Here is a 22,909-nt window from a genome sequence, read left to right as displayed (position 1 = left end):
CCTGCGTTTGGCATCAATATAGTTTTCATATGCCAAACGGCAATACACAATATGCGTACAGGGCGGACTGCCATTATTCATTAATCGGTGTCCTCGCCATCGGCAGCAGGGTCGGGCCTGGCCGGCTCATCCCCTGTCCCGGCCACATCCTCCGGGATCTCCCTGAGGAAGCTCTCGCCGGATTGCAGCCTGCGGCCGAGGGTTTCGACGAAGCCTTCGAAGCGCTCGCGGCCCTTGGCCTGGGCGGCGGCATAACCTTCGGTCGGGATCGGCGGCGTGACGGTCAGCCAGAAGCGGACGAAGAGCGCCAAGGTTTCGGCGCAGAGGCCGACATCGCGTTCGAGCCGCATGATCTGGCGCGACATGCGGTCGAGCCGGCGTGCGAAGGCCGCCTCGCGCCGGTCGGCATCGTCGGGCGAGAGGAACGAAGCGACGGCGGCCTCGACGATGGCCGAGCGCGAGACCTTCCTGCTGTCCGCGAGATCGGAGATCTGCCGCAACAGGGCGGGCGGGAAATAGACGTTCAGACGCTGGCGCATGGCCGGACTCCTTTCTTGTGGTTGCATGTCGTCACATCGGGATGTCGTCGCCAGGATCCATCGAGGCTTGGCGGGCGATGCCGCCCATCTTGCGGCGCAGCGCCTGCCGCTGGCGCGCCGCATCCTCCTGATCGTCGCCGAGCAGGTTTCTGAACTCGTCCTCGGGCGACGGTTCCTTTCGTTCATGGACGATCTCGACATGCCCGGGCAGTTCCGGCTCGCGGCGCAGGCCGGAATTGGCCTTGTCCCCGCGCTTCGCCTCGGCCTTTTCGCTGGCCGCAGCCTGTTCCGCATCCGGCTTCGGTGGCCTCAACGCCGACCAGTCGTCCGGCCGCTCCGACGGCACCACCTCACGCGGATCGGGCGAGGCCAGCACCCGCTCCCTGAAACGCGGATCGGCATAGTAGCGCGCCTTCCTGGCCCGGATCGGCGGGGTGCCCGCCACCATGACGATCTCGTCCTCGGGCGGCAGCTGCATCACCTCGCCGGGCGTGAGCAGCGGCCGGGCGGTCTCGGAGCGCGAGACCATGATATGGCCGAGCCAGGGCGCGAGGCGGTGCCCGGCATAGTTCTTCATCGCCTTCATCTCGGTGGCGGTGCCGAGCGCGTCCGAGACCCGCTTCGCGGTCCTCTCGTCGTTGGTGGCGAAGCTGACCCGGACATGGCAGTTGTCGAGGATCGAATTGTTCGGACCATAGGCCTTCTCGATCTGGTTGAGCGACTGGGCGATCAGGAAGGACTTGATGCCGTAGCCGGCCATGAAGGCCAGGGCGGATTCGAAGAAATCCAGTCGTCCCAATGCCGGGAACTCGTCGAGCAGCATCAGCACGCGGTGCCCGCGGTCCTTGGCATGCAGATCCTCGGTCAGCCTGCGGCCGATCTGGTTCAGCACCAGCCGGATCAGCGGCTTGGTGCGCGAGATGTCCGAGGGCGGCACGACAAGGTAGAGGGTGGTCGGTGTGGATCCGGTGACCATGTCGGCGATGCGCCAGTCGCAGCGGCTGGTGACCTGGGCGACGACCGGGTCGCGATAGAGACCGAGGAAGGACATCGCAGTGGACAGCACGCCGGAGCGCTCGTTCTCGGATTTGTTCAGCAGTTCCCGCGCGGCGCTGGCGATCACCGGGTGCGGGCCGGCCTCGCCGAGATGCGGGGTCTTCATCATCGCGGCCAGCGTCGCCTCGATCGAGCGGCGCGGATCGGAGAGGAAGGCGGCGACGCGTGCCAGGGTCTTGTCCTCCTCGGCATAGAGCACATGCAGGATGACCCCGACCAGCAAGGCATGGCTGGTCTTTTCCCAATGGTTGCGCTTTTCCAGCGAGCCCTCGGGATCGACCAGGATGTCGGCGATGTTCTGGACGTCGCGGACCTCCCATTCGCCGCGCCGCACCTCCAGCAGCGGGTTGTAGGCGGCGGAGGCCGCATTGGTCGGATCGAACAACAGCACCCGGCCATGCTTCGCCCTGAACCCGGCGGTCAGCTGCCAGTTCTCGCCCTTGATGTCGTGGACGATGGCCGAACCGGGCCAGGTCAGCAGCGTCGGCACCACCAGCCCGACGCCCTTGCCGGATCGGGTCGGCGCGAAGCAGAGCACATGTTCCGGGCCATCGTGGCGCAGATAGTCCTGGCCGATCTTGCCCAGCATCACCCCGTCGGGGCCGAGCAGCCCGGCCCGCTCGATCTCGGCCCGCCCCGCCCATCTTGCGGAGCCATAGGTCTCGACGTCCTCGGCCTCGCGGGCGCGCCAGACCGACATCAGGATGGCGATGCCGATGGCGAGAAACCCGCCCGAGGCGGCGATGATGCCGCCTTCCATGAAGACACGCGGGGCATAGGCGTCATAAAAGTACCACCACCAGAACAGCGCCGGCGGATAATAGACCGGAACGCCCCGGATCTCGAACCAGGCCGGGCCGAGCTGCGGCTGGAAGCCGAGCCGCCAGGCCGTCCATTGCGTTGCCGCCCAGATGAAGGTGAGCACGATCAGGAAGACCACGGTGATCTGGCCCCAGAGGATCTTCGTGCCGGTCATGGAAATACCTCCTTTCGTCACGGGTTCTTGCGTTACAGCCCGAGGTCGCGCCTGCGCCCCAGCGACCAGTCGATGCCGCCACCCGGTTTCGCCACGCCGGAGACATGCCGGCCGGGCTGGCCTTCGAGGTCCCGCGACCAGGGCACCAGCTGAAAGCTCAAGCCGTCGTCAATGACGGCGAAGCGGCCGGAAGAGAGGGACATCTGCCGACCGCAGATACCAGCGACATGATCGCCTGGCCGGGTATGCACATGCCGCAGCCCGGTTTTCCGGGCGAGATCGGCGCCGACGGCATCGAGTTCGCGCCGGCGCAGGGTGGCGAGCAGATTGCGCCGCAGCAGGATGCGTTGCCCTTCGCGCCGGGCCAGGCCTTCCCCGACCAGATGCTCGGCACGGGCATCCATCGCCTTGTGCACCTCCCTGCCGAAGCCGCCCATGGCCAGCGGCATCGGCCGGCGCTCGACCAGCCGGTGATCGAGCCAGGTGGCGCCCGGCGCCGTGATCTGGGCTTGCAGATCGAGATCGGAGCGGTTGGCGAGCCGCAGCGTCGGGTTCGGATCCTCCGGCCCGCCGAAGCGCCGCAACTCGACGATGCCGCCGAGCGGCGGAGCCTGGTCGAAGGCCTCGATCCCGCGCAGGCGGATATGATGGGCGCGGCCGTCGATGCCGTCGATCACCGCATAGGCTTCGCCGGTCAACTCGTCATGCAACCCGTTATCGACCAGCCGGCCGATGACGGGCGCACCGTCCCGGCCGCTGTCGGTGACAAAGTCGAGGACACCCCGTTCCTCGCCGCGCCCGGCGAAGGCGCGGTGCATCCGGCTGACGATGTCGTCCTGCCTGCCCAGGTCGCGCAGGGTTCGCTCCGCCTCCAGCCCCAGCATCCATTCGCCGGGACCGGCCGAGGTGGCGAGACCCATTTTCTCCAGATGCTGCAGCCGCCCGATCATCAACCGCCGCGATTCCGGATTGCGGCCCGTCGGCTCGCCCGGGATCGGTGCGTCTGGGCGCAGGTCGATGAATCCCATCTCGTCGGCCTGGCGCCGGATCCCGGCATCGAGCCGGGTCCAGCGCTCCGCCGTCACCTCGCGTTCCAGGGCGGAGCGGATCTCGTGCTCCTGCCTGGGGCCGAGTTCGAGGGCGACCAGATCCTCGGCGCGCGAGCGCAGGCCGTAGCCGATGTAATCGCGCGAGATGACCAGATCCTTGCCGCTGTCATCCACGCCGCGGACCAGCAGATGCACATGGGGATTGTCGGTGTTCCAGTGATCGGCGGCGATCCAGTCCAGTTTCGTGTCGAGATCGGCCTCCATCTGCTTCACCAGATCGCGGGTGAAGGCGCGCAGGTCGGTCATGTCGCGGGCATCCTCGGGCGAGACGATGAAGCGGAAATGGTGCCGGTCCTCCCGGCAGCGTTCCGCGAAGGCGGGATCGTCGGCATCGTCGGTGCGGGCGTCGAACATCAGCCCGTCGCTGTCGTCGCGGCGGACCCCCTCGCGCTTGAGATAGGCGAGATGCGCCGTCATCGGCGCCGAACGGAAGGACCGGCCCTTGTGCCGGACCACCCGCGCCTTCCCCACCACCCGGCGTTGCGGCGAGAACAGCCGCGAGCGGCCAAAGCAGGCAAGCCCGCGCCCGAAGGTGGAGTGACCGGTGCGGACGGGTCGCCCCGAGGACGACGAGCCCCCGGCCGGTCCCGACTTTCGGACCGGCCCCGCCTTCCGTGCCGCGCGCAACACCTGATTGACGAAGCTACCGCTGCGGGGCGCCGGGGTCGAGCGCGGCCTGCCCGGACGGATGCGGAACTCGCGGTCGTCGCGGGTCATGACGGACCTCCCTGCCCCGTGATCCGCGCAACAGTGCCGAAATCGGCATTGAAATCGCGGCAAAACCCCAAAAATGCGGCACCGCCGCCGACCGCCCGGCCCCGGAAAAGACCCGCCATGTCAATGGTGTAGGTCTTTGGCGGGCCGGGGCTTTTACCTTGCCATAGCCCCAAGGGCGGCGTGGCCCAAAAGGCCGCGCCGCCCGTTCCTTCGCTGTTGTACGCTGCAGTGCGATTTCTGCGATTGGGGCTCATGGGGCGCCTCCCGGGCGGGATCGCCCCCGGCGGGCGCTGTCCGATGGCGGCGGGGTCGGCAGCGGATCCTCCGGCAGGGTGAACTTCCGCTGCCAGGAATGCCACGCCGCGGTGACAGCGCCGGTGCCGGGGAAGAGATCGTCGAGCGTATCCTCGGGCCGCGCGGCGACCATCTCGAAGGCCCAATGACAGACGGCTTCCGGCTTGGCGCCGGTCAATCCCCTGCGCAGAGCGATGCTTTCCTGCACCCAGTCGCGCAGCACCAGGCGCTTGCTGACCACGGGCTTGCGGGCGGACTTCACGATCACCGGCTCCCAGGCATAGGCGACCGGCACGTTGCGTTTGAAGGCGGCGAAGCCTTTCACCCAGGCCATCCATCTTGCGCCGGTCGGCTCGACCAGCGGGGCGAGAACGGCGAACGAATACGGTGTCGCAGCGGCGTGCAGAATCCAGCCGTCGTAATCGCGTTCCAGCCGCTCGATCAGCGCCGCGTGATCGACCTCGCCGGCGTAATCGGGGCGGCCGCGGTAGAGATGCGCGCAGCCGATATAGGGAGGGTCCGCATAGGCGATCCTCATAGCTGCTGGCTCCTGCCTGTGCAGGTGGCGCAATGTTTGGAATGTTTTTTCATTGCATTGATCCTGCGTGGGTTCGGTGGACGAACAGGCTGTCGGATTGCGGCGCGAGCGCGGCAGAAGCGCCATCGAATGGTTCGCCTGCCTGCAGTGCTGGGGTGACCAGCGCGCTATCGGTCTGCGCCCGTAGCGGTGATCCCGCTGCCCGCAAAGAGCGGTGCCTCGCGCCAGTCGGGTGGTGGTGCGACAGCGAAACCGGCGCCGGGAAGCGGGTCGCTGCCGAGCAGCGGCGCCAATGTTGCGACATAGGCACGCGTCTCGGCCGGCAGGGTCCGGCCCGAGGCCAGGTGCTCGTCGTAGCGCCCCGGTCCGGCATTGTAGGCGGCCAGCATGCCGGCGATTGTGCCGTAGCGGTCGTGCATCTCGCGCAGATAGGCGGCGCCCGCAAAAATGTTGTCGCGGGGATCGAACGGATCGTCGCCGAGAGCATGGCGGGCGCGCAGCGCCGCCCATGTCTCCGGCATGATCTGCATCAGGCCCATCGCGCCCTTGGGCGAAACGGCCTGCGGATTGCCCCGGCTCTCGACATGGTGCACGGCGCGGATCCAGTCGGGCGGGATGCCGAAGCGCAGCGAGGCTTCCACGACATGGGCCGCGAATGGGTCGTGGGTCTGTTGCACGACCGGCGGCACGGTCTGCGCCAGCAGGCCGGCAGCCGGGAGGGCGGCGAAGCTCAGTCCGGAAAGAAGAAGAAAGGCAAAGCCGCGGGCGGCGCAAGCCTGCCCGTCGGCATGGTGTGGTGCGGTGAACGGCATGACTCAGTCCCCGCCTTCGCGCTTTCTCGGGCGCGACCAGTGCAGGCCCCAGCTTCGGCCTTGTTCGTCGGATTGGAACAGCCGGGCGCGGACCGGCTGCACGAATACCGGATCGTCGAGGGCGACCGAGATATAGGTTCCGGCCTTTTCGCCGCTATGGGTCCAGCCGGCGCCGATCTCCGGTCCGTCCTCGCCGTCGAGATGAACCCGATAATCCGGGGCGTTCTCGACATCGGCATTGTGGGTCGGCACGAAGACCAGGTTGAGGTCGAGCGTGACGGTGCGGATGCGGCCCTCGTAGCCAGCTTGCGTGCGGGTGAATTCTCCGATCTGTGGCATCGTGTATATCCTTCGCTTGATGGTTGGTGGTGGGATCAGAGGCCGCTTTCCGCCCCAGTTGCGGGCCGGCGAAAGCGGCCGTCGTTCTCCGCTTCTGTCCAGAGCGGGACGATGCGGGCGGTAACGCTGCTGACCGGGAGCGGGCCGAAATAGCGGCCGTCGAGACTGTCCCCGACCTCCCGGTTCATGAGGAATACCTCGCCCTCGGCGAGCAGCCGACACCCCTGCCAGACCGGCAACGGCCGACCGCGGCGGTCGCGCTCACGCGCCGTGCCGATGGCCTGGCCTTGGACGGCGATCGTGGTGCCCGTGCGGCAGACCCGCGTGCCGGGAAGGGCGGCGACGCGCTTCAGCAGCGGCACGCCGGGGCCGACATAGCCGCGCGTGGTGACGAACTGCGCCAGCGGTTCAGGTGGTGCGACCGCCACCAGATCGCCGAGGGCGAGGTGGGTCGGCGGCTCAAGGCGATAGAGGCCGACCGGCACGCTGGCGGAAGCATTCCAGATCAGCCGCGGCGCGATGTCGGCGACGGAAACGCCGACGATGACCAGTACGCCGAGGCCGGTTGCGGCGAGATAGGCGGCGCGTTTCCAACTGGTCATGATGCGCCCCCGTGGTCCGCAGGATCGTCGGTGGGTGCATTGCCGTCGGCACCGTCGTTCGCCTGGTCGGCAGCATCCCCGCCGGCAGCGGCATCACCTGCACCGGGGCCTGCGGATGCATCATCGCTTGTCGTTTCATCTGTCGGTGCTGCGCCGCCGAGGACCGCGTTCAGCGCGGCTTCGCTGCGCAGGATGGCGCGGCCGATGGCTTCGGGGACCTGCGGCACCACCGCATCGCCGAAGGCCTCGACGATCAGGCTGGCCGCAGACGTCCCTTTGCGACTGCCGAGCGCAATGCGCGTGCGAGCCAGCCAGGCGGAAATCCCATCATCCATGCGTAGGTGATGGGCAATGCCGCCGTTCCAGTCAGGCCATGGCTCCGCAAGAGCGCCGCCAGCGCCCGTGCCCCGGCCCATTTGTCCGGCGCCCGATCCGTCATCGCCCCGTCCATTACCGCATCCATCGTCGGGGATTTCCGCCGGTCGTAGGCCGGGCTCCAGCCGTCCATGCGGCTGTCGCGCTTGGTCGGCGTCGGCAGGGTTTCCGGTGCTTTCGGATTGCTCGTGGTCATACCCGCATGGCGGCTGTTGTGGCCCTGCAACTGGCTCAGCAGATCGCCCCGGCCGCCGCGATCCGCATCCGTCTTGCGCGGCGTCGCCAGGATCATGCGCAGCGGATATGTCGAGCCCGCACCGCCGCCGGCGCCATCCCTCATCCCGTCCGAGACCATCGGTGTCGGCAAGGGACGATTGCGGAACGGATCGGAAAGTCCCGACTCCTTCATCGCCTTCCGCGCGCCCGATCCGCCCTCCAACCGCAGGCCACCCTGCCGGGATTGCGACACGGGCGTGGGCAAGCTGTTCGGGATCGCAGCCGATGAGCCAGGACCGCTTGCGGACATGGTTGGCGCCGATATCCGCAGCACCCACCACACATGGCCAGCAGGCGTAGCCGAGCGCTTCCAACTCGTCGAGCAGCCGGTCCGCGCCGCGAGTTCGGAGATTATTGCTGTTCTCAAAAGCGAACCAGCGAGGCCGGCAGTCTCCGACCAGGCGGACGGCCTCGAGATAGAGGCCCGAGCGTTCGCCCTCGATCCCCTTGCCCTTCGTGTTGGCGCTCGAGATGTCCTGGCAGGGCGGCGAGCCGACGACGATGTCGGGCAGGCATCCGAGGTCGGAAACAAGTCGAGCTGCCGTGAGGCCGCGGATATCCGCGTAGAGCCTGACATGGGGGAAATTCTCCGAATAGAGGATGCGCCGCCACTCGACGATCTCGCAGGCGGCGATGGTGGTGAAGCCTGCCCGGTGCAGGCCGAGCGACCAGCCGCCCGCGGCACCGCTGAAGAGATCGAGCACGCGCATCATGCCCCCACCCTCCGGCGCTTCAGCCAGGCGGCGTGCTGGGCCCTGGTGTAGGTCCGGAACGGCTCGCCCGCGGTCATCCGGTTGTGGACATGCCGCCAGTGCTCGGGCGAGATCTCGCAGGAATCGATGCCCAGCGCCTCGACGGCATCCACCGCCTGAAGCACCCGCTCGACCTTGGGCCAACCGCTGATCCGCAGCAGGATCTCGGCGCCGGGGCGGATGAAGGGCAGCGTCTGGAACGGCTCTCCGCGCCCAACGGCGCGCAGGATGTCGAGGCGCGAGACCACGGTGCCGTAATCGTTGCCCGCCCAGCGCACCAGCGCGAAGATGCTACCGGGCGCGAAGCCGAGGGTCCGGCGCTGGCTGTCGATCCGGTGTTCGGAGCTGGGTCGTCCGAAGCGCAGCCAGTGCTCGACCCGCTTCTCTTGCCAGATCAGGTCTACCTCGGTGAGGGCCGGTTTCTCGTCAGGCTCTTCGCCTTTTCCGCCGAATGAGACGATCCTGTCGGTCATGACGGCCACCGCATCATGCGATCGGCGGACAAGCGCATCGGAGCGAAGGATATCGTAGGTGCTCGCAGCGGTTCGTGATACCGTCGGGAAAAGCGGATGTATGCTCCTGGCTGCGACGGGGGAAGCGCGTGCGGGGTCATTCGCCGTCCCCTTCCGATCCGCGCCGATATCGCGGATGAGGGACCGGATCGGCGTCCGGGTGGTGGTTATCCACCGCAAGGCGCGCCCCTTCTATGTTAGAGTCCTTAATGTTAGATAAGTTACGGGACGGATTCCGTTCGTCAGGCCAAAGGGTTAACTGCGATCCATGCGTGCGAAGTCCCGATAGTCCTGCGTGTGATGTCCCGATACCGTCCACATTTCGTGCGTCCGAAGTCCCGATACCGTTCACCGAGTTATCCACAGGAAAATGTGGATAACTTTCGGGCAGGATCCGCAGCATCTCGACATGGCCTTCGCGTTCGATCCGCATGCGGTATCCCGGCAGCGACTGCCGTTGGGCAAGCCGTCTGATCTGGAGCGCGAAATCCGACAGGCGCACGAGGCTGCCCGACTTCGCATGCAGATGCGGGATATCGAAGCACCAGCCCTGCGGCTGACGGCCGGCATGTTTCCGGGCGACGCGGTAGAGCCAGCGCTCGATGCCGCCCTTGAGCCGGAAATAGGCCGGATCGATGGTCAGGACCAGCGAGCGGTCGAGGACGCCGCGATAGAACCATTCGGGCAGAACGAATTCCATGCCCTCGACCCGGCCGCCGGCCGTAGTCATCTCCTCCCATTCGCCGATCCAGGAGAACTGATGCCGCCGCCAGTGTTCGCCATGACGGATCGTGGTTCGGATCACCGTCGATTGCAGCCGCGCCAGCGCGCCTTTGAGCAGCCGATAGTCGCGCGCACCGGTCTGGCGGCCAATGGCGGTCAGAAGCTGGTAGGGTGTAAAGCGCAGGAAGCGCGAGGTTTGCAGCCCGTGGTTCTCGGCATTGACGATCTGGCTCGCCGCCCAGATCAGCACGTCGGCATCCCAGATCGTCGCCATACCGTGCTCGGGAAAGCCGTAGACCTCGACCCGGACATCCCCCGCCTCGTAGAGGATCGGGATCACCCGCCGGGTCTTGGCCAGCGAGAAGAAGGGCCGTTCCATCAGGTCGCGCTGATCGCGCGGGCGCACCTCGCCGCCCACCCCCGTCACCACGAAGGGGCTGAGGCGGCGGCGTTCGCCGGAAAGACGGGGGCGGCGTGGCGTTCTCATCCCTGCCCCCTCAGCGCCGGTAGCGGCCGGCATGGGCCGGCGGCGTGACGGCATGGCGCTTGGCGGGCAGCACAGTGCCACGCGGATCGGAAGTCGAGGTGACCGCCCCGCGCTCGGCCCAGGCCTGCAGGTCGTCGACGGCATAGACGACGCGACCGCCGAGCTTGTGGAACACCGGACCGGTGCCGAAGCTGCGGTGCTTTTCCAACGTCCGGCCGGAGAGGCCGAGGAAATACGCGGCTTCAGGTGTGCGCAGGAAGCGCGGCGGCAGGTCGGTAAGATCGGGCTTCATCGTCGGGCCTCCGTGCGGTTCGCGATGCCGCTGGCGGACAGCGGCGTATGGAGGACAGGTTGACGGAGAAGAAACGGCCGCAGGGAGTGCGAAGTTGAGGGGGCCTAATTCTCACCCCCTGCCCTGCGTCGGAGCATCGGAACCGGCCGATCCAGGACGCGATCCGACCCGGAAACTTGACGCACGCTCGCACGCCCCTTACTTTTATCCTTACCGACAGAAAGGACCCCTCCGATGCCGACGGCAACCATCACCTCGAAGGGCCAGATCACCATCCCGCAGAAGGTCCGCCTCGACATGGGCCTGACGCCCGGCGACCGGGTGGATTTCGTGCGCATGGACGACGGCCATTACGCCGTCGTGCCGGCCTCGCATTCGATCCGCGCGCTGAAGGGCATCGTGCCGCGGCCCGACAAGCCGGTGAGCCTCGAGGACATGCAGGCGGCGATCCTGGGCGCAGCGACCAGCGCATGATCGGCATCGATACCAATGTGCTGGTGCGCTATCTGGCGCAGGACGACGCCGCGCAGGCGGCCATCGCCACGGAGATCGTCGAAGGCTTTACGCCGGAAGAGCCCGGCTTCGTCTCGCAGGTGGTGCTGGTGGAAACCGTCTGGGTGCTGACGCGTGCCTATCGGATGACGCGCGAGGCCATCGCCGATGCCGTGGAGGTGCTGTTGCGGTCGCGCGAGTTGATCGTCGAGCACAGCGAGGCCGGTTATCTGGCGCTGGCCACCTATCGCGCCACCAAGGCGGATTTCGCCGATGCGCTGATCGCGCATGGCGGGCGGCTCGAGGGCTGCAGCGAGACCGTGACCTTCGACCGCGGCGCCGCGAGCCATGCCGGCATGCGGCTGCTCGGATCCTGACAGGCAGCGGCAAGCCCAGCCGCCCCAACGAGCAGGGCAGTGCCGCCAGCGGGTTCATTCAAGCCCGAACTGTTTCGGATTGATCGCGCGAAGGCGCCCGCGGTAGACGTCGGGACCGCGCGTCCTTCCGACGACGCAGGATTACCGAGGTTCCATGCGGGCGGTTCCAGACGTCCAGCGACATCACGGCGTGCGCGGGCAAGGCGGGGTCGATAGGCGCCCCCTCCCCGCACGCTGGTGAACCAGCAGCGAGCCCAGCCCCGAGATCGCGATCAACACCAGCCCCGCCAGTGATACGAGATCGGGCCATTCGCCGAAGACGACGATCCCCAGCGCCGTGGCCGAAATCAACTGGCTGTAGACCAGGGGCGCGATCAGGCTGGCCTCGGCCTTCCTGCTGGCCATGACCAGCAGGAAGTTACCCACGGCCGAACCGACGGCGCTGATCAGAAGCAGCACCAGCAAGGGCACGTCCGGCACGGGAAAATCGGCTTGCAACCCGAAGGGCGTCAGGACGATGGCCCCGATTAGCAATTGCGAGATCAGCAGGAATCGCGGCCGGAATCTTCCCGCCAGGGTGCGGGTCATGACCAGATAGGCGCCGTAGAACGTCCCCGCCGCCAGGGCGAAACCCATGCCGGCGGAACTGCCGAAACCGGGCTTGACCACCAGCATCACGCCCGCGAAGCCGAGCCCCAGCAAGAGGCTTCTTGGCGCCGATGGCCGCTCGCCCAGGAACAGGATCGCCAGGACATAGGACACGACCGGGCCGACGAAGAAGGCTCCGAAGACATTGGCGATCGGTTCCGTCTTCAGGGCGGTCAGGATGCAGCATATGCCGCTGGCGATAAGCCCGGCCCTCAGCAGGACGCGCCAGTCGAGCAATGCCGGCAGTTCCCGCCGGGTCAAGCCGCTGAAGGGAAGCAGCATCAGCGCGGCCAGGAAGAACCGCGACCATGCCACGATGAAGGGATCCACGCCGCCGCCGGTCAGCAGCTTGCCCGCCGTATCGCCGATGACCACGCAGGTCACCGCGATGAAGACCATCGCGATCAGTCGTAGCAAATCCGGCGTATTGGTCATGATCGTTCTCAGGAAGCGGAATTGAGGCGGGCATATGGCCCGGGGCAGACCTTGCGACGTTGCGCGAAGGATTGGAAGGCCACCATCCCGACAGCCCCGACAGCCCCGACAGCCCCGACAGCCCCGACAGCCCCGACAGCTACTTCCGCCGGCGCCGCCGCAGCAAGCGGCGATAGCCGCCGCCGATCATCGCGCGGGCGTCCCTGACGAAGCCCATGACGGCATCGCGCAGGGCTGACGTCTTCCACGGCTCGTCGCGGACCCGGTCGGCGCCGTAGATCGCGCGGGCGATGTCGCGATAGCTCGCCCCGCTCATGCGCCCGTCGATGGCCTGCAGCATTTGACGTGCCCGTTGGCGCTGGCGTTCGGTCAAGCGCCGGTCCGGCGGCACGCTCCGCCGCATGAGAAAGCAGAGGAGGCGCGTGGCGGCCTCGATCCGGTCGAGCCCATCGGCATCGAGCGGGATGACGATTGCCAGCGGCCCGTGTTCCTCGACACCCGCCAGCCGCAGCAGGTGCAGGCTTCGGCCATCACCGATGTCGCAGCGGAACCAGGTTCCGTCGGCATTCACCCGGGTATCAGCCGCTCTCAAAAGGTCGACCAGGTTGCCCTCAGCAGGCAGAACGGAGGGTAGCGAATCCAGCACGAGGCTGCTGGTCTCGCGGGACGGCAGCCAGTAGACCGGCGTATCCACGCAGGAAAGCCCCGGCCGGACCGGGAAACGTAAGCCCCCAGCGATTCCGGAACCAAAGGATGCCCGGCGCATCCATTGCCTCTTGCCGCGCGACGGCACGATAGTCCTGCTGATAGTCCTCGTTGCGCCGCAGCCATTCCCAGGCGAGATCGGGCGCTGCAACTTCGTCAACGAAATCGTAGCTCGGCGAGGATCGCCACTTCGACAGGTCGGGTTTCATGTCCATACCCCAAGGTTGAAGCCATTTCTCGCGCGTTCAACCAAGGGTCGGGCGCATTTGTCTGCGCCAAAACCCCTTTCCGGGCAAGGTAGGGTGCGGCAGAGGCAAATCGGCGGATTTCTACTTGCGATCAGCGGCCGTCGCGCAACAGCAGCTTGTAGCCGTCTTTTTTCATCCAGCGCGCGCGGGCAAGATGGCTGTCGTAGATCCTGCGCGCCCGTTCCGGCTCAAGCTCGGGATCGAGACCGAAGAGGATCTGGACGGCTTCGCGCCAGTCGGCTCCGTCGTCAGCGGAATCGTGCAGCCGCATGTAGAGCTTCTGGTGCCGGCGGTCGTAATCGGTCAGTTCCGGGCCGGTCGGCACATCCTCCAGATAGTCTTTTTCCGTCACATCCCCTCTCCCGTCCGGGCGGTGATCGCGATGTTTTCCCGCAGCAGCACTATTCCATGCCGGGCCGCGTTCCACAACGAGCCGTGTTCCACGAGACGGATCCTGCTCCGCATCGTTAACCAGACACAGTAACTTGGTACAACTCCGAATGCCCGCACATCGGAGGCAAAAACCTCGGCATCCCATTTGTAGAGAATACTCCGTGGTGGAATGCTCATCAAGTCACCGATCTGTCGGTGATGGAGATTCGGGAGATATTCGCGCACAATCTGCGGGCCGCGCGGCAAGCCAAGGGCTTGTCGCAGGAAGAGCTCGCGCATCGTGCGGATATCGATCGAACCTATATCAGCTCACTGGAGCGCCGCGTTTACGGCGCCAGCATCGATGTCGTGAATCGTCTGGCCTCGGTCCTGGAAATGGAAGCGTCCGACCTGCTTAAGCGGCCTACGGAAGACAACCGGCTGCCATCTGCGGAGCCGCCAAAGCCTGACAAGTAGCCCGGAGCGCCGCCGCTGCGTTTCCAGCGGGCACTTGCCTGCCGCACAAGCCGGATGCATGAGCTCGCAGGTCCATTTGTCTCGGCGGGATCTCTGGTCCCGGTGGAGGGTCAGGCGGGGCAAAACTCTCCGCTCGCGATCTGTATGGTCCAGCATTCGCCGTCGTCGTCGGCCATCATCTGGATCTCGGTACGATCGGCGTTCAGGATCGCGTGCAACCCGCCTTCGGCGAAAACCTCCGGCTCATCGGCCTCGGCGTCCCATCCGAGGCCCCATGCTTCCCTCACCGTCACCTTGCGGAATCGACCCTCGGCAAAGGCGGTGGCGAGGGTCGCGGCATTGGCGAGGCGGCGGGCAGTGCGTTCGGCTGCGGTCATGTCAGTTTCTCCCGGTAGGGTGGTTTCCTGCTGCCGCAAGCCCCGTGATGGCGGGGCCGGGCTGTCAGCACCGGTGGGGTCAGGCGCTCTCGATCTCGCTCGGGGTGTCGAGGAGGAGGTCGGCGGCTTCGGTCATCGCCTGCAGAAGGATGATCTGGGCCAGTTCCTCGTCTTGGGTCTGCATCCATCCTCTGGCGATCCGCTCCAGTTCCTCGAGCCGGTGCGAGTCGCGGCGGATCAGGGCGTTGGCGGCTTCGGCCATCAGTTCGGTCACGGTACTTGGGTGGTGGTTCATGGTTGGTCTCCAGTCTGCGCCCCGGTCCGATCCGGGCGCTTCTGCTGACCGGACCCCTCAGGCGTTTCCGCCTGAAGGGCTGTGCGCTTCCGCCAGTGAGGTCAGATCAGGCCCATCTTCTGAAGCCACTTCGCGGCGTCGGCGGCATCGCTTGCAGCAACCCTAACCGTCAGGGTCATGCTGTGGCGGCTGGCGCGGGCCTTGACCCCGATATCGGCGTCCATGCCCATCTCGATGTCCTCGAGGTTGATGCGGCTGGCCAGCGGGTTGCTGGGAATGTTGATCTCGAATGTCGCGGTATGCATCGACGTCTCTCCGGCTTCCGTTCCGGGGTCGATCCATCAGACCCCTTCCACCACCCCGACCCCGCGTTGCGGGGAGCATGGCGCCGGCCGGTGTCGACCACCTGCGCGCCTTACGAATAATCTAGCAAAAACAATATTCTATCGCAAGCCGATTGTGCGTTTCTATTCGTTATTTTCAGATACTTAGGCGCGCCTCCAGCCTCCCTTTCGCCCGCCGTCCCTGCCTCAACCCATGCTTCTGGGCCGGGATTGGTGCTCACGTCGGATGTCGCCCTCCTGTTGCCTCGCTCCCCAGCCCCTTGTCCCAAGCCCCAGTTTCTTCCTCGCGGGAGAAGAACGAGGTCGGGGGAAAGCAGCAGGCCCGCGCCGGAGGCTTCCCGGCCGGTCGATCCGGCCGGGAAGCCTTCTCTTGCCGGCGCGGCCTCGGGGCGGTCCGCTGCGGACATGGGAAAACCCGGCGGCTGGTGCCGCCGGGCCTCTGGCCTCCCGCTCAGGAGGGAATGTCGTCCTCGTCGATGAACCGGCCCTCGTCTTCGTCGTCGGTCTCGGTCTGCTGCGCCCGGCTGAGGAAATCCACCGTCTCGGCGACGATCTCGCAGCCGTAGCGGTCCTGGCCTTCCGCATCCTGCCATTTCGTGTAGTGGATGCGGCCGCGCACCAGAACCTTCATGCCGGATTCGCAATAGTGCTGGATGGTCCGGCCCAGGCCGTTGAAGGCGACGACGCGGTGCCATTCCGCGTCCTCGACCCGATAGCCCTTCTCGTCGCGGACGATCCGGCCTTCCGAATAGCGCGGGCGCGAGGTGACCAACTTGAAGCGGGTGACATCGGTGCCGGTGCGGGTGGTGCGGGTTTCGGGGGCCTGACGGATGGTACCGGCGAGGATGACGATGTTCTGCATTGTCTGTCTCCGTTGCTTCACCGGAGGGACCATTCCCTCCGACGAGACCCGGGAAAGTCCGTCGGGAGGCACCTGCAACTGACGCCCCTTGGCGGCAGCTTGCCCGCAAGGCTTCGGAGTGGGGCGGGCAGCCGCGCCCGGCGCGGCAACACGGTCCGGAGCCTGGGGGGTTGCCGGTGAAAACCGCACGGAGTTAGGGGATCGGACAGGCGGAGGGATTGGTGCGTCCGGGGGGCATGACGGGGACATATTGCAGAACGGCGGCGTTCTCGCCGGTACCGTCCTGGCAGAGAAAGTCCCCGGAACCGGCACCACCCGCGGCGGAGCCGCTTCGCTTCCCCTTGCTGGTCAACCTCGCGGCTGCCGTCGGAAATCCGGGTCGTTCGGGGCGGGAAGGATCAGGCTGTCGGGACGGCGGCGCGGAATGGCATGGCAGCCAACTCATCGGCGCTGGGTTGGATCGTCCGGCAGTATTGCGGAGCCGGCAGGGAGCGGGTCGCATCGCGGCGGGCATCCACGGCACGAAAGGGCAGGATGCGGAAGGCGGGCGTCGGATGGCGGTGGGGTTGGCGGCGATGTGGGATTTCCGCAGCTGGGAGCGTCTGGCCGAGAACGATGGGGGCGAGGGTCGGTTTGGCGGGATGACGGATTCCTGCCCGAGCGGGAGGCCCGAAGGCCCGGCGGTTGCAGCCGCCGGGTTTTCCCACGAGCGCGGCGGATCGCGGACGCAAGGCGGGGCATTGGCGCCGTTGACCGCCCAAAGCACCCGGCGTATCATCTGCCGGTCTGAAACAGGTTAGGCTCGGGAAGGTTGGCCCGGCCCCCGCGCCCTGCGGGTCCTTCCGTTGCTGGCAACGGCCCAAGACTATCAAGGCCCTGCGCGGTGCAGGCGCCGATAGAAAGGGCATGACATGAAACCCAGGATTTCCGTTTTGACGCTAGGCGTCGCCGATCTCGAACGATCGCTTTCCTTCTACCGCGACGGGCTTGGGCTGCCCACGAAAGGCATCGTCGGCCAGGAATTCGAGCATGGCGCGGTGGCGTTCTTCGATCTTTCCGGCGGTCTGAAACTCGCGCTCTGGGCGCAGGCCGACATCGCCCACGATACCGGATTGCCGATGCGGCCGGTCAGTCCGACCGCCTTCACCATCGGCCACAATGTCATGCGGCGGGAAGAGGTCGATCAAATCATGGACGCCGCGGAACGGGCAGGCGCAGAAATCGTCAAACCCGCGCAGGACACGTTCTACGGCGGCTATGCCGGCTATTTCCGCGACCCTGACGGGCATCTGTGGGAAATCGTCTGGAATCCGGACCTGCTTCCGACGGGCGATTGAGCATCCCCCCGGGAGCCACTGGCCCTGATTGGGACCAGTGGCCGCTCTGGATTCCTCGCGGCATCCCCCTTCCCCGCCTCCGGCATGATCCGGCCCGGCTCCGATAGGGTGGTCTCCGCCCCTCCGGATCATGCCGCGCCGTTCGCGCCTGTCGCGTCAGCCATAGGCGCATCTGCCGATGTCTTCGCCTTGTCTTGCGAGCCGGGCCATGCCCGGCGAGCGCGATTTTTTCAGCCGCGCCCTGCGCCGCAAACGCGCAACGGCCGCCGGTCCATCGGATCGGCGGCCGTGATGCTTTGGGCCGGCGTCTAGCCTACGGGCGCAGCGGGCGCCAAGATTCATCCGTCCCGGCTGGGCGCCAGGTCAACCGGCGGCAGCGGAAGGTGGCCCAGGCGTAAAGCAGCGGCTCCATGCCGTGCCACCAGTCGGCCGCGATGTCGCCGCAACGGCCCTCGAACAGCAGCCTGCCGCGCGCGGTGTAAAGCCGGAACTCCACCGGCAGGGCGTCGCCGTCTTCGGGCTTGCCTCGCGCGGGAACTCCGTCGGCGTCCTCGCCGAGTCCGATGCAACCGCCGTGATGGTCTTTCGTGACGATCCAGCGCATGTCGAAATCCTTTCCGTGAATCTGTGGGGGGTGGCGCCCGCCTCGGGGACGGACGCCCTTGGGCCGCAGGGGATGGGGCCTATGCCGCCGCCTTCTGGTCGCGCTCCTGCAAGGCCGCCATCCGCCGGCTGGCGGTGCGGTAATGGTCCACGTCCATTTCCACCCCGAGCCAGTCGCGGCCCAGCAGATGCGCCGCCGCCAGCGTGGAACCGCTGCCGCTGAACGGGTCCAGCACCAGATCGCCCGGTTTCGTGAAGGCGCCGATCAGCTTGCGCAACGCGGCAACCGGCTTCTGCGTCGGGTGCAGCTTGTTGCCGGTATAGGGGAAGTCCAGCACGTCAGGCACCGGGCGGGCGGGAAGCACCGGATCGCCCTTTGCCAGCAGATAAGCCTGCTCGTGCTCATAGCGCAGGAAGCGGGCGGATGAAGCATAACGCTTGCGGAACACCAGATGCCCGACGATGCGGAAACCCGCCGCCTTCCAGGCCTCGACGAACAGATCCACCTTGTTCCAGCCGTAGAAGCTGACGCAGAAACCGCCCTGCTTCAAAACCCGGTGCATCTGGGCGAAGGCCGGACGCAGCCAGCGGGCGTTGTCGTCATTGGCAACGGTACGGCCCTGCCGGTCGCGGAAGCGGGTCACATAGGGCGGATCGGTCAGGATGAAGTCCACCGAGCCGGTGCCGAAAGCCTGCATCGCCTCGATGCAATCGGCATTGATGACAAGGTTGCGAGGGGTGTTTGCATGTGCGGTCATGTCTCTGTCCTTTCGGGTTTGGGGCGGATGGCCTTGGCCCTGATCCGCCGATGGGCAGCGCCTCGCCGGTCTGACTTCGGGAAACGCATGTTTCCCCGGAGGCAGAGCGGAGAGGGCGCAGCCCGACCCGCGGCCGCATGGCTGGCGGTCATGGGTCGGGGCGCAGGGGTGGAGCGGCCCGCAGCCGCAGGCGAGGACACGGCCCTGCGCCCCGACGACGCCCCCGGGCGGCGCCTGCCCTTTGACGGCCAGACAGGCGGATGCGTGGCGGACAAACCTTTTGAGACAGGAAAGCCTTCGGGTCGGGGGTGAGCCGGGCAAGGCCCGGTCGAGGCCCCGGCACGGCTTCCGCGCAAACGCGATCCGCGCCCGGCGCGCGGATCACATCGGATCAATGCGACAGAACAGGGTGCGGCAGGCGGGAGTGGCTGAACGCAGTTGCGAGGACACGCTGACCTTCGACGCCGATCCGGTGATCCCTGCCTTGCAGGACGTGGCGGATCAATATCGCCAACAACGACCAAACAGCCTCGGATCAGGCTTGCGGCGCCAGTTCCCCGAAACCGTTCAGGTTCATCAGCGCGGCGATGCCGGTGATCAGGCCGGCGGTGCCGCAAAGCAGCTTCAGGGCGACGGCTGACTCGATGGCGTCATGGGTGACGCCATGGACGATGGCATAGCCGGCGATGATCGCCGGGATCACGAAAATCGCCCGCGCCGTCAGGCAGAGGATCGGGTTCTCGGCCTTGAACAGCACCATGAGCACCAGCCCCACCGAGAGCAGCGCAGCGGTCGCCGCAGCGAAGGCGGAGAGCAGGAACCCGGCCTCCGTCGCATGAATGAGACGGAATGTCTCGACCGCGACCATCACCGGCAGTGCATAGATGGCCAGATACCAGGCGATGACGCAGGTGAGAGCGCTGAGCATGACGGCAAGCAGGATCAGGGTCATGGAAGCCTCCGGACCGAGGGGATCGGGAATCGTGCACGACAGGCTGCCAGAAGATAATGCGCTCAGCCTGCGACCAGGGTTCACTACGCCGTTGCTGCGAAAGACAGCATTCCCAACACCCGGCGTCGGGTCAAGCGGACAGGCGGAAGGCTAAGGAGATGATGCGGATAGGCGCCCAAGACGGTCACCGATCAGCGACAAGCCGCCAGCTCGCGTGCTTGTCGCGGAGGCTCGGACTCCTCACCCCCTCCGCAGGATCTTCTCCATCGGCTTGCCTTTGGCCAGTTCGTCGATCAGCTTGTCCAGATAGCGGATCTCCCGCATGAGCGGATCCTCGACCTCCTCCACTCGGACACCGCAGACCGTGCCCTTGATCAGGGAACGCGCCGGGTTCACGCGCGGGGCCTCAGTAAAGAAGGTCTCGAAATCCGTCCGGTCTTCCAGCCGAGCCGCCAGGTCCTCCGGACTGTAACCGGTCAGCCACAGGATGATCTCATCGACCTCGGCCCTGGTCCGGCCCTTCTTCTCCGCCTTGGCCACATAATGCGGATAAACGCTGGCGAAGCTCGTCGTGAAGATCCTGTGCCCGGTCATCTCGCCTCCTGACCAAACCGCCCCTGCGCATCGGGCCATATCCAGATGGTCTCGTCGGCGAGGATCGCATCCACGACCGCTTCCGCCCTCGTCCTGGCACTCGGGTTGTCGCCCATCGCCATATGCCGGATCTCGACCAGAAACCCGACGACCTCGTCGCGGGGTGTTCCCCCGCGCAGCTGCGAGGCCGCCGAGATCAGATAGCTGTCATATTCGTCCGCGAAGGACAGGTTGGCCTCGTCGTCCCACCTGCCCGGCCGGCTTTCCGGGTCCAGCAATCCGATGGGATCCCAGAGCGACCAGCCGATATCGCGCAGCTTCGACAGTTTGATCCGGGGGTGCGGTGCGATCTCGGTCATGGGTCAGCCGGGGCAAGGGTTGGAGCATGGGCCAGCTCGGCACAGGCCGGCGAATGGCCGCAACGGGTTGCGGCCTAGCCAACCCGCCATGGCCTCCTTTCAGGAAGCGGCACTCACCCGCTCGACCTCGACGGTGACATGGGAAAGCGCATGGATCCGCGCCAGGCGCGATTTGTAATGCGAGGGCGCCTGCGGGTCGCTCGACACCAGCGAGACGATGGCAGCGTGATGGCCCGGCCCGACCTGCCAGACATGCAGATCGGCGATCCGGTCGGTCTCGGACTCGATCGCCGTGCGGATCTCTCCCGGCAGGTCCTCGTCTTCCGGCACCCGGTCCAGCAGCACGGCAGCGGAATCGCGGATCAGCCCCCAGGACCAGCGCGCAATCACCAGCGCGCCGACGACGCCCATGATCGGATCGGCCCAGGTCCAGCCATAGCTGCGCCCGGCCAGCAGCGCCACGATGGCCAGGATCGAGGTCAGCGCATCCGCCAAGACATGCAGGTAGGCGGCGCGGAGATTGTTGTCCCGCGCATGGCCATGGTGGTCATGATCGTGGTGATGATGCCCATGCCCGTGGTGATGGGAATGGTCGTCCCGGAGCAGCCAGGCGCAGGCGAGGTTGACCACCAGCCCGACCACCGCGACCGCGATGGCCTGGCCGAAGCGGATCTCGACCGGATTCGCCAGCCGCATCAGGCTCTCCCAGCCGATCAGCAGCGCGATCAGGGCCAGCACGACGGCGCTGGCGAAGCCGCCCAGATCGCCCAGCTTGCCGGTGCCGAAGCTGAAGCGGGCATCGCCGACATGGCGGCGGGCATAGAGATAGGCCAGCGCGGTGATCAGCATCGCCCCGGCATGGGTGGACATGTGCCAGCCATCGGCCACCAGCGCCATCGAGCCGTAGAGCGTGCCGGCGGCGATCTCCGCCACCATCATCGCGGCCGTCAGGGCGATGACCAGCCAGACGCGCCGTTCGTTGCGCCGGTGGTGCCGCCCGAGGAAGTCGTGCCCGTGGGTATGGGCGGAGATGTCGATTGCGGACATGGCCATTGCTCCCGCCGCCGCGCGGCTATTTCAGGTAGGTGCGGATGACGCCGATCAGTTCCTCACCGCCCTGCCGGCGGTCGGCGGCGGTCTCGGCCTGCAGCACATGCTCGCGCAGGTGATCCTCCATCACCTCGGCGGTCAGGCCGCTCATTGCGCCGCGGGCCGAGGCCAACTGGCGCAGGATCTCGCCGCAGGGCTTTTCGGCTTCCAGCGCGCGTTCGATCCCCTCGATCTGGCCTCTGAGGCGGCGGACCCGGGCGATCAGCTTCTGCTTGTCGCGGATGGTGTGGGACATGGCGGCGGCGATCCTCGGCTCCACATGGTATGGGGGACTATACTATAAGCGGCAGGATCGGTGAAGCCGGGAAATGGAGGAGGACAGACGACATCGACGCTGCCTTCGCGCTCCGGTATTTCGCTGAGGATGGCACAGAACATCTACGACAATCCCGATTTCTTCGCGGGCTACAGCCAGCTGCCCCGGCAGGTGCATGGACTGGACGGCGCGCCCGAATGGCCCGCCATCCGCGCCATGCTGCCGGATGTGAGCGGTCGCCGCGTGGCCGATCTGGGCTGCGGTTTCGGCTGGGCCTCGCGCTGGTTTCGCGAGCAGGGCGCGGCTTCGGTCGCGGGATATGACCTGTCGCACAACATGATCGAGCGGGCGCGGGCGGACACCTCCGATCCGGCCATCGACTACCGCATCGCAGATCTGGAGGTGCTGGACCTGCCCGAAGCGGCGTTCGATCTGGTCTACAGCGCGCTGGCCTTTCACTATGTCGGGGATTTCGACAGGCTGATCCGCATGATCCACAGGGCGCTGGTGCCGGGCGGGGATCTGGTCTTCACCATCGAGCATCCGATCTTCATGGCGGCGGCGCATCCGCATTGGACCTTGGACGAGGACGGTCGCAAGACCTGGCCGGTCAATGGCTATTCCATAGAAGGCGAGCGTCGTACCGACTGGTTCGCCAAGGGCGTGCTGAAGCATCACAGGACGCTGGCCACCACGCTCAACACGCTGATCGGCGCAGGCTTTGCGCTGCGGCGCATCGAGGAATTCGTACCGACAGCCGCGCAGATCGCCGAGATGCCCGCGCTGGCCGAGGAACTGGAACGGCCGATGATGATGCTGGTCGCGGCACAAAAAGCCTGACTCGGGCTGCCTTGCCGCGCGTGGCACTCTGGTGCAGGTGCTCCACGACGGGTGGCCGATGTGCGACGG

At 66.6% G+C, this 22,909-nt stretch carries 32 protein-coding genes; 5 read left to right on the top strand and 27 right to left on the bottom strand.

Going from position 1 to position 22,909, the window contains the following annotated elements:
- Positions 1-80: 80 nt before the first annotated feature.
- From ASV56_RS11775 to ASV56_RS11725, 12 genes are all read right to left on the bottom strand, one after another.
- A complete protein-coding gene (locus ASV56_RS11775; protein ID WP_062562129.1) occupies positions 81-539 on the bottom strand; it encodes a ribbon-helix-helix domain-containing protein in 459 nt (152 codons plus the stop codon).
- A gap of 31 nt (positions 540-570) precedes the next feature.
- Positions 571-2,571: a conjugal transfer protein TraG gene (locus ASV56_RS11770; protein ID WP_062562128.1), complete on the bottom strand. Its 2,001-nt coding sequence runs from the start codon at positions 2,569-2,571 to the stop codon at positions 571-573.
- Between the two features lie 32 nt (positions 2,572-2,603).
- Positions 2,604-4,397: a relaxase/mobilization nuclease domain-containing protein gene (locus ASV56_RS11765; RefSeq protein WP_062562127.1), complete on the bottom strand. Its 1,794-nt coding sequence runs from the start codon at positions 4,395-4,397 to the stop codon at positions 2,604-2,606.
- Positions 4,394-4,651 carry a hypothetical protein gene (locus ASV56_RS23560; RefSeq protein ID WP_156429129.1) on the bottom strand — a complete coding sequence of 86 codons (258 nt, stop codon included), beginning with the start codon at positions 4,649-4,651 and terminating at the stop codon, positions 4,394-4,396. The genes ASV56_RS11765 and ASV56_RS23560 overlap by 4 nt, the downstream gene beginning before the upstream one ends.
- Positions 4,648-5,229 carry a hypothetical protein gene (locus ASV56_RS11760; RefSeq protein ID WP_062562126.1) on the bottom strand — a complete coding sequence of 194 codons (582 nt, stop codon included), beginning with the start codon at positions 5,227-5,229 and terminating at the stop codon, positions 4,648-4,650. Before ASV56_RS11760 ends, ASV56_RS23560 begins: the two co-directional genes overlap by 4 nt.
- Before the next feature lie 167 nt (positions 5,230-5,396).
- A complete protein-coding gene (locus ASV56_RS11755) occupies positions 5,397-6,041 on the bottom strand; it encodes a lytic transglycosylase domain-containing protein (RefSeq protein WP_082724793.1) in 645 nt (214 codons plus the stop codon).
- A gap of 3 nt (positions 6,042-6,044) precedes the next feature.
- Positions 6,045-6,380, bottom strand: a complete 336-nt coding sequence (locus ASV56_RS11750) for a DUF736 domain-containing protein (RefSeq protein ID WP_062562125.1) — start codon at positions 6,378-6,380, stop codon at positions 6,045-6,047.
- A 35-nt stretch (positions 6,381-6,415) separates the two neighbouring features.
- A complete protein-coding gene (locus tag ASV56_RS11745; RefSeq protein WP_062562124.1) occupies positions 6,416-6,982 on the bottom strand; it encodes a S26 family signal peptidase in 567 nt (188 codons plus the stop codon).
- A complete protein-coding gene (locus ASV56_RS11740) occupies positions 6,979-8,346 on the bottom strand; it encodes a DNA cytosine methyltransferase (RefSeq protein ID WP_062562123.1) in 1,368 nt (455 codons plus the stop codon). Before ASV56_RS11740 ends, ASV56_RS11745 begins: the two co-directional genes overlap by 4 nt.
- The gene (locus tag ASV56_RS11735) at positions 8,343-8,858 is read right to left on the bottom strand and encodes a DUF2840 domain-containing protein (protein WP_062562122.1); all 516 of its coding nucleotides are present in this window, start codon (positions 8,856-8,858) and stop codon (positions 8,343-8,345) included. Before ASV56_RS11735 ends, ASV56_RS11740 begins: the two co-directional genes overlap by 4 nt.
- A 136-nt stretch (positions 8,859-8,994) precedes the next feature.
- Positions 8,995-10,107, bottom strand: coding sequence for a replication initiator protein A (locus ASV56_RS11730; protein WP_062562121.1), 1,113 nt, complete (start codon positions 10,105-10,107; stop codon positions 8,995-8,997).
- Positions 10,108-10,117: 10 nt separating this feature from the next.
- Positions 10,118-10,399, bottom strand: coding sequence for a helix-turn-helix transcriptional regulator (locus ASV56_RS11725; protein ID WP_036756017.1), 282 nt, complete (start codon positions 10,397-10,399; stop codon positions 10,118-10,120).
- A gap of 234 nt (positions 10,400-10,633) precedes the next feature.
- On the opposite strand from ASV56_RS11725, the gene ASV56_RS11720 reads away from it, so the two are divergent.
- On the top strand, positions 10,634-10,873 hold the full coding sequence (locus tag ASV56_RS11720) for an AbrB/MazE/SpoVT family DNA-binding domain-containing protein (protein ID WP_062562120.1): 240 nt from the start codon (positions 10,634-10,636) through the stop codon (positions 10,871-10,873).
- Positions 10,870-11,268, top strand: coding sequence for a PIN domain-containing protein (locus ASV56_RS11715; protein WP_062562119.1), 399 nt, complete (start codon positions 10,870-10,872; stop codon positions 11,266-11,268). Before ASV56_RS11720 ends, ASV56_RS11715 begins: the two co-directional genes overlap by 4 nt.
- 183 nt (positions 11,269-11,451) lie before the next feature.
- On the opposite strand, the gene ASV56_RS11710 is transcribed toward ASV56_RS11715, so the two are convergent.
- The 4 genes from ASV56_RS11710 to ASV56_RS11700 form a co-directional block, all read right to left on the bottom strand.
- Positions 11,452-12,351, bottom strand: a complete 900-nt coding sequence (locus ASV56_RS11710) for a DMT family transporter (protein ID WP_062562118.1) — start codon at positions 12,349-12,351, stop codon at positions 11,452-11,454.
- A 139-nt stretch (positions 12,352-12,490) separates the two neighbouring features.
- A complete protein-coding gene (locus tag ASV56_RS11705) occupies positions 12,491-12,997 on the bottom strand; it encodes a DUF2285 domain-containing protein (protein ID WP_253879997.1) in 507 nt (168 codons plus the stop codon).
- Entirely contained in the window at positions 12,963-13,265 is a 303-nt protein-coding gene (locus ASV56_RS24435) for a transcriptional regulator domain-containing protein (RefSeq protein ID WP_253879964.1), read from the bottom strand. The genes ASV56_RS11705 and ASV56_RS24435 overlap by 35 nt, the downstream gene beginning before the upstream one ends.
- Before the next feature lie 130 nt (positions 13,266-13,395).
- On the bottom strand, positions 13,396-13,656 hold the full coding sequence (locus ASV56_RS11700; RefSeq protein ID WP_062562117.1) for a hypothetical protein: 261 nt from the start codon (positions 13,654-13,656) through the stop codon (positions 13,396-13,398).
- Between the two features lie 239 nt (positions 13,657-13,895).
- Here ASV56_RS11700 and ASV56_RS11695 point away from each other — a divergent pair, with 239 nt between their 5' ends.
- Positions 13,896-14,153, top strand: a complete 258-nt coding sequence (locus tag ASV56_RS11695; RefSeq protein WP_062562116.1) for a helix-turn-helix domain-containing protein — start codon at positions 13,896-13,898, stop codon at positions 14,151-14,153.
- 110 nt (positions 14,154-14,263) lie between these two features.
- On the opposite strand, the gene ASV56_RS11690 is transcribed toward ASV56_RS11695, so the two are convergent.
- From ASV56_RS11690 to ASV56_RS11675, 4 genes are all read right to left on the bottom strand, one after another.
- Positions 14,264-14,530: a hypothetical protein gene (locus tag ASV56_RS11690; protein WP_062562115.1), complete on the bottom strand. Its 267-nt coding sequence runs from the start codon at positions 14,528-14,530 to the stop codon at positions 14,264-14,266.
- Between the two features lie 79 nt (positions 14,531-14,609).
- Positions 14,610-14,825: a hypothetical protein gene (locus ASV56_RS11685; RefSeq protein WP_011749436.1), complete on the bottom strand. Its 216-nt coding sequence runs from the start codon at positions 14,823-14,825 to the stop codon at positions 14,610-14,612.
- 101 nt (positions 14,826-14,926) lie between these two features.
- Positions 14,927-15,130 carry a hypothetical protein gene (locus ASV56_RS11680; protein WP_062562114.1) on the bottom strand — a complete coding sequence of 68 codons (204 nt, stop codon included), beginning with the start codon at positions 15,128-15,130 and terminating at the stop codon, positions 14,927-14,929.
- Between the two features lie 490 nt (positions 15,131-15,620).
- Positions 15,621-16,031, bottom strand: coding sequence for a single-stranded DNA-binding protein (locus ASV56_RS11675; RefSeq protein WP_062562113.1), 411 nt, complete (start codon positions 16,029-16,031; stop codon positions 15,621-15,623).
- 911 nt (positions 16,032-16,942) lie between these two features.
- Between ASV56_RS11675 and ASV56_RS11670 the strand changes: the two genes are divergently transcribed.
- Positions 16,943-17,368, top strand: coding sequence for a VOC family protein (locus tag ASV56_RS11670; RefSeq protein WP_062562112.1), 426 nt, complete (start codon positions 16,943-16,945; stop codon positions 17,366-17,368).
- Between the two features lie 313 nt (positions 17,369-17,681).
- Here ASV56_RS11670 and ASV56_RS11665 read toward each other — a convergent pair whose 3' ends face one another.
- From ASV56_RS11665 to ASV56_RS11635, 7 genes are all read right to left on the bottom strand, one after another.
- Positions 17,682-17,972 carry a hypothetical protein gene (locus ASV56_RS11665; RefSeq protein ID WP_017998430.1) on the bottom strand — a complete coding sequence of 97 codons (291 nt, stop codon included), beginning with the start codon at positions 17,970-17,972 and terminating at the stop codon, positions 17,682-17,684.
- A 79-nt stretch (positions 17,973-18,051) separates the two neighbouring features.
- Entirely contained in the window at positions 18,052-18,729 is a 678-nt protein-coding gene (locus ASV56_RS11660; protein ID WP_062562111.1) for a DNA methyltransferase, read from the bottom strand.
- Positions 18,730-19,264: 535 nt separating this feature from the next.
- Positions 19,265-19,681 (bottom strand): hypothetical protein, encoded by a 417-nt coding sequence (locus ASV56_RS11655; protein WP_062562110.1) that lies wholly within the window; start codon positions 19,679-19,681, stop codon positions 19,265-19,267.
- A gap of 240 nt (positions 19,682-19,921) precedes the next feature.
- On the bottom strand, positions 19,922-20,275 hold the full coding sequence (locus tag ASV56_RS11650; RefSeq protein WP_062562109.1) for a DUF2200 domain-containing protein: 354 nt from the start codon (positions 20,273-20,275) through the stop codon (positions 19,922-19,924).
- Positions 20,272-20,634 carry a hypothetical protein gene (locus ASV56_RS11645; RefSeq protein ID WP_062562108.1) on the bottom strand — a complete coding sequence of 121 codons (363 nt, stop codon included), beginning with the start codon at positions 20,632-20,634 and terminating at the stop codon, positions 20,272-20,274. The genes ASV56_RS11650 and ASV56_RS11645 overlap by 4 nt, the downstream gene beginning before the upstream one ends.
- Positions 20,635-20,733: 99 nt before the next feature.
- Positions 20,734-21,681 carry a CDF family Co(II)/Ni(II) efflux transporter DmeF gene (dmeF, locus tag ASV56_RS11640; RefSeq protein ID WP_156429128.1) on the bottom strand — a complete coding sequence of 316 codons (948 nt, stop codon included), beginning with the start codon at positions 21,679-21,681 and terminating at the stop codon, positions 20,734-20,736.
- A gap of 25 nt (positions 21,682-21,706) precedes the next feature.
- Positions 21,707-21,979 carry a metal/formaldehyde-sensitive transcriptional repressor gene (locus ASV56_RS11635; RefSeq protein WP_062562106.1) on the bottom strand — a complete coding sequence of 91 codons (273 nt, stop codon included), beginning with the start codon at positions 21,977-21,979 and terminating at the stop codon, positions 21,707-21,709.
- A 129-nt stretch (positions 21,980-22,108) separates the two neighbouring features.
- Here ASV56_RS11635 and ASV56_RS11630 point away from each other — a divergent pair, with 129 nt between their 5' ends.
- Complete coding sequence (locus ASV56_RS11630) at positions 22,109-22,840, top strand: class I SAM-dependent methyltransferase (RefSeq protein WP_062562105.1); 732 nt, start codon at positions 22,109-22,111, stop codon at positions 22,838-22,840.
- Positions 22,841-22,909: the final 69 nt, after the last annotated feature.

It is taken from the genome of Paracoccus aminovorans (genome assembly GCF_001546115.1).
Classification (GTDB): Bacteria; Pseudomonadota; Alphaproteobacteria; order Rhodobacterales; family Rhodobacteraceae; genus Paracoccus; species Paracoccus aminovorans_B.
The sequence above is the reverse complement of the archived record's forward strand: the minus strand, read 5'-3'. Positions and strand labels throughout refer to the sequence as shown.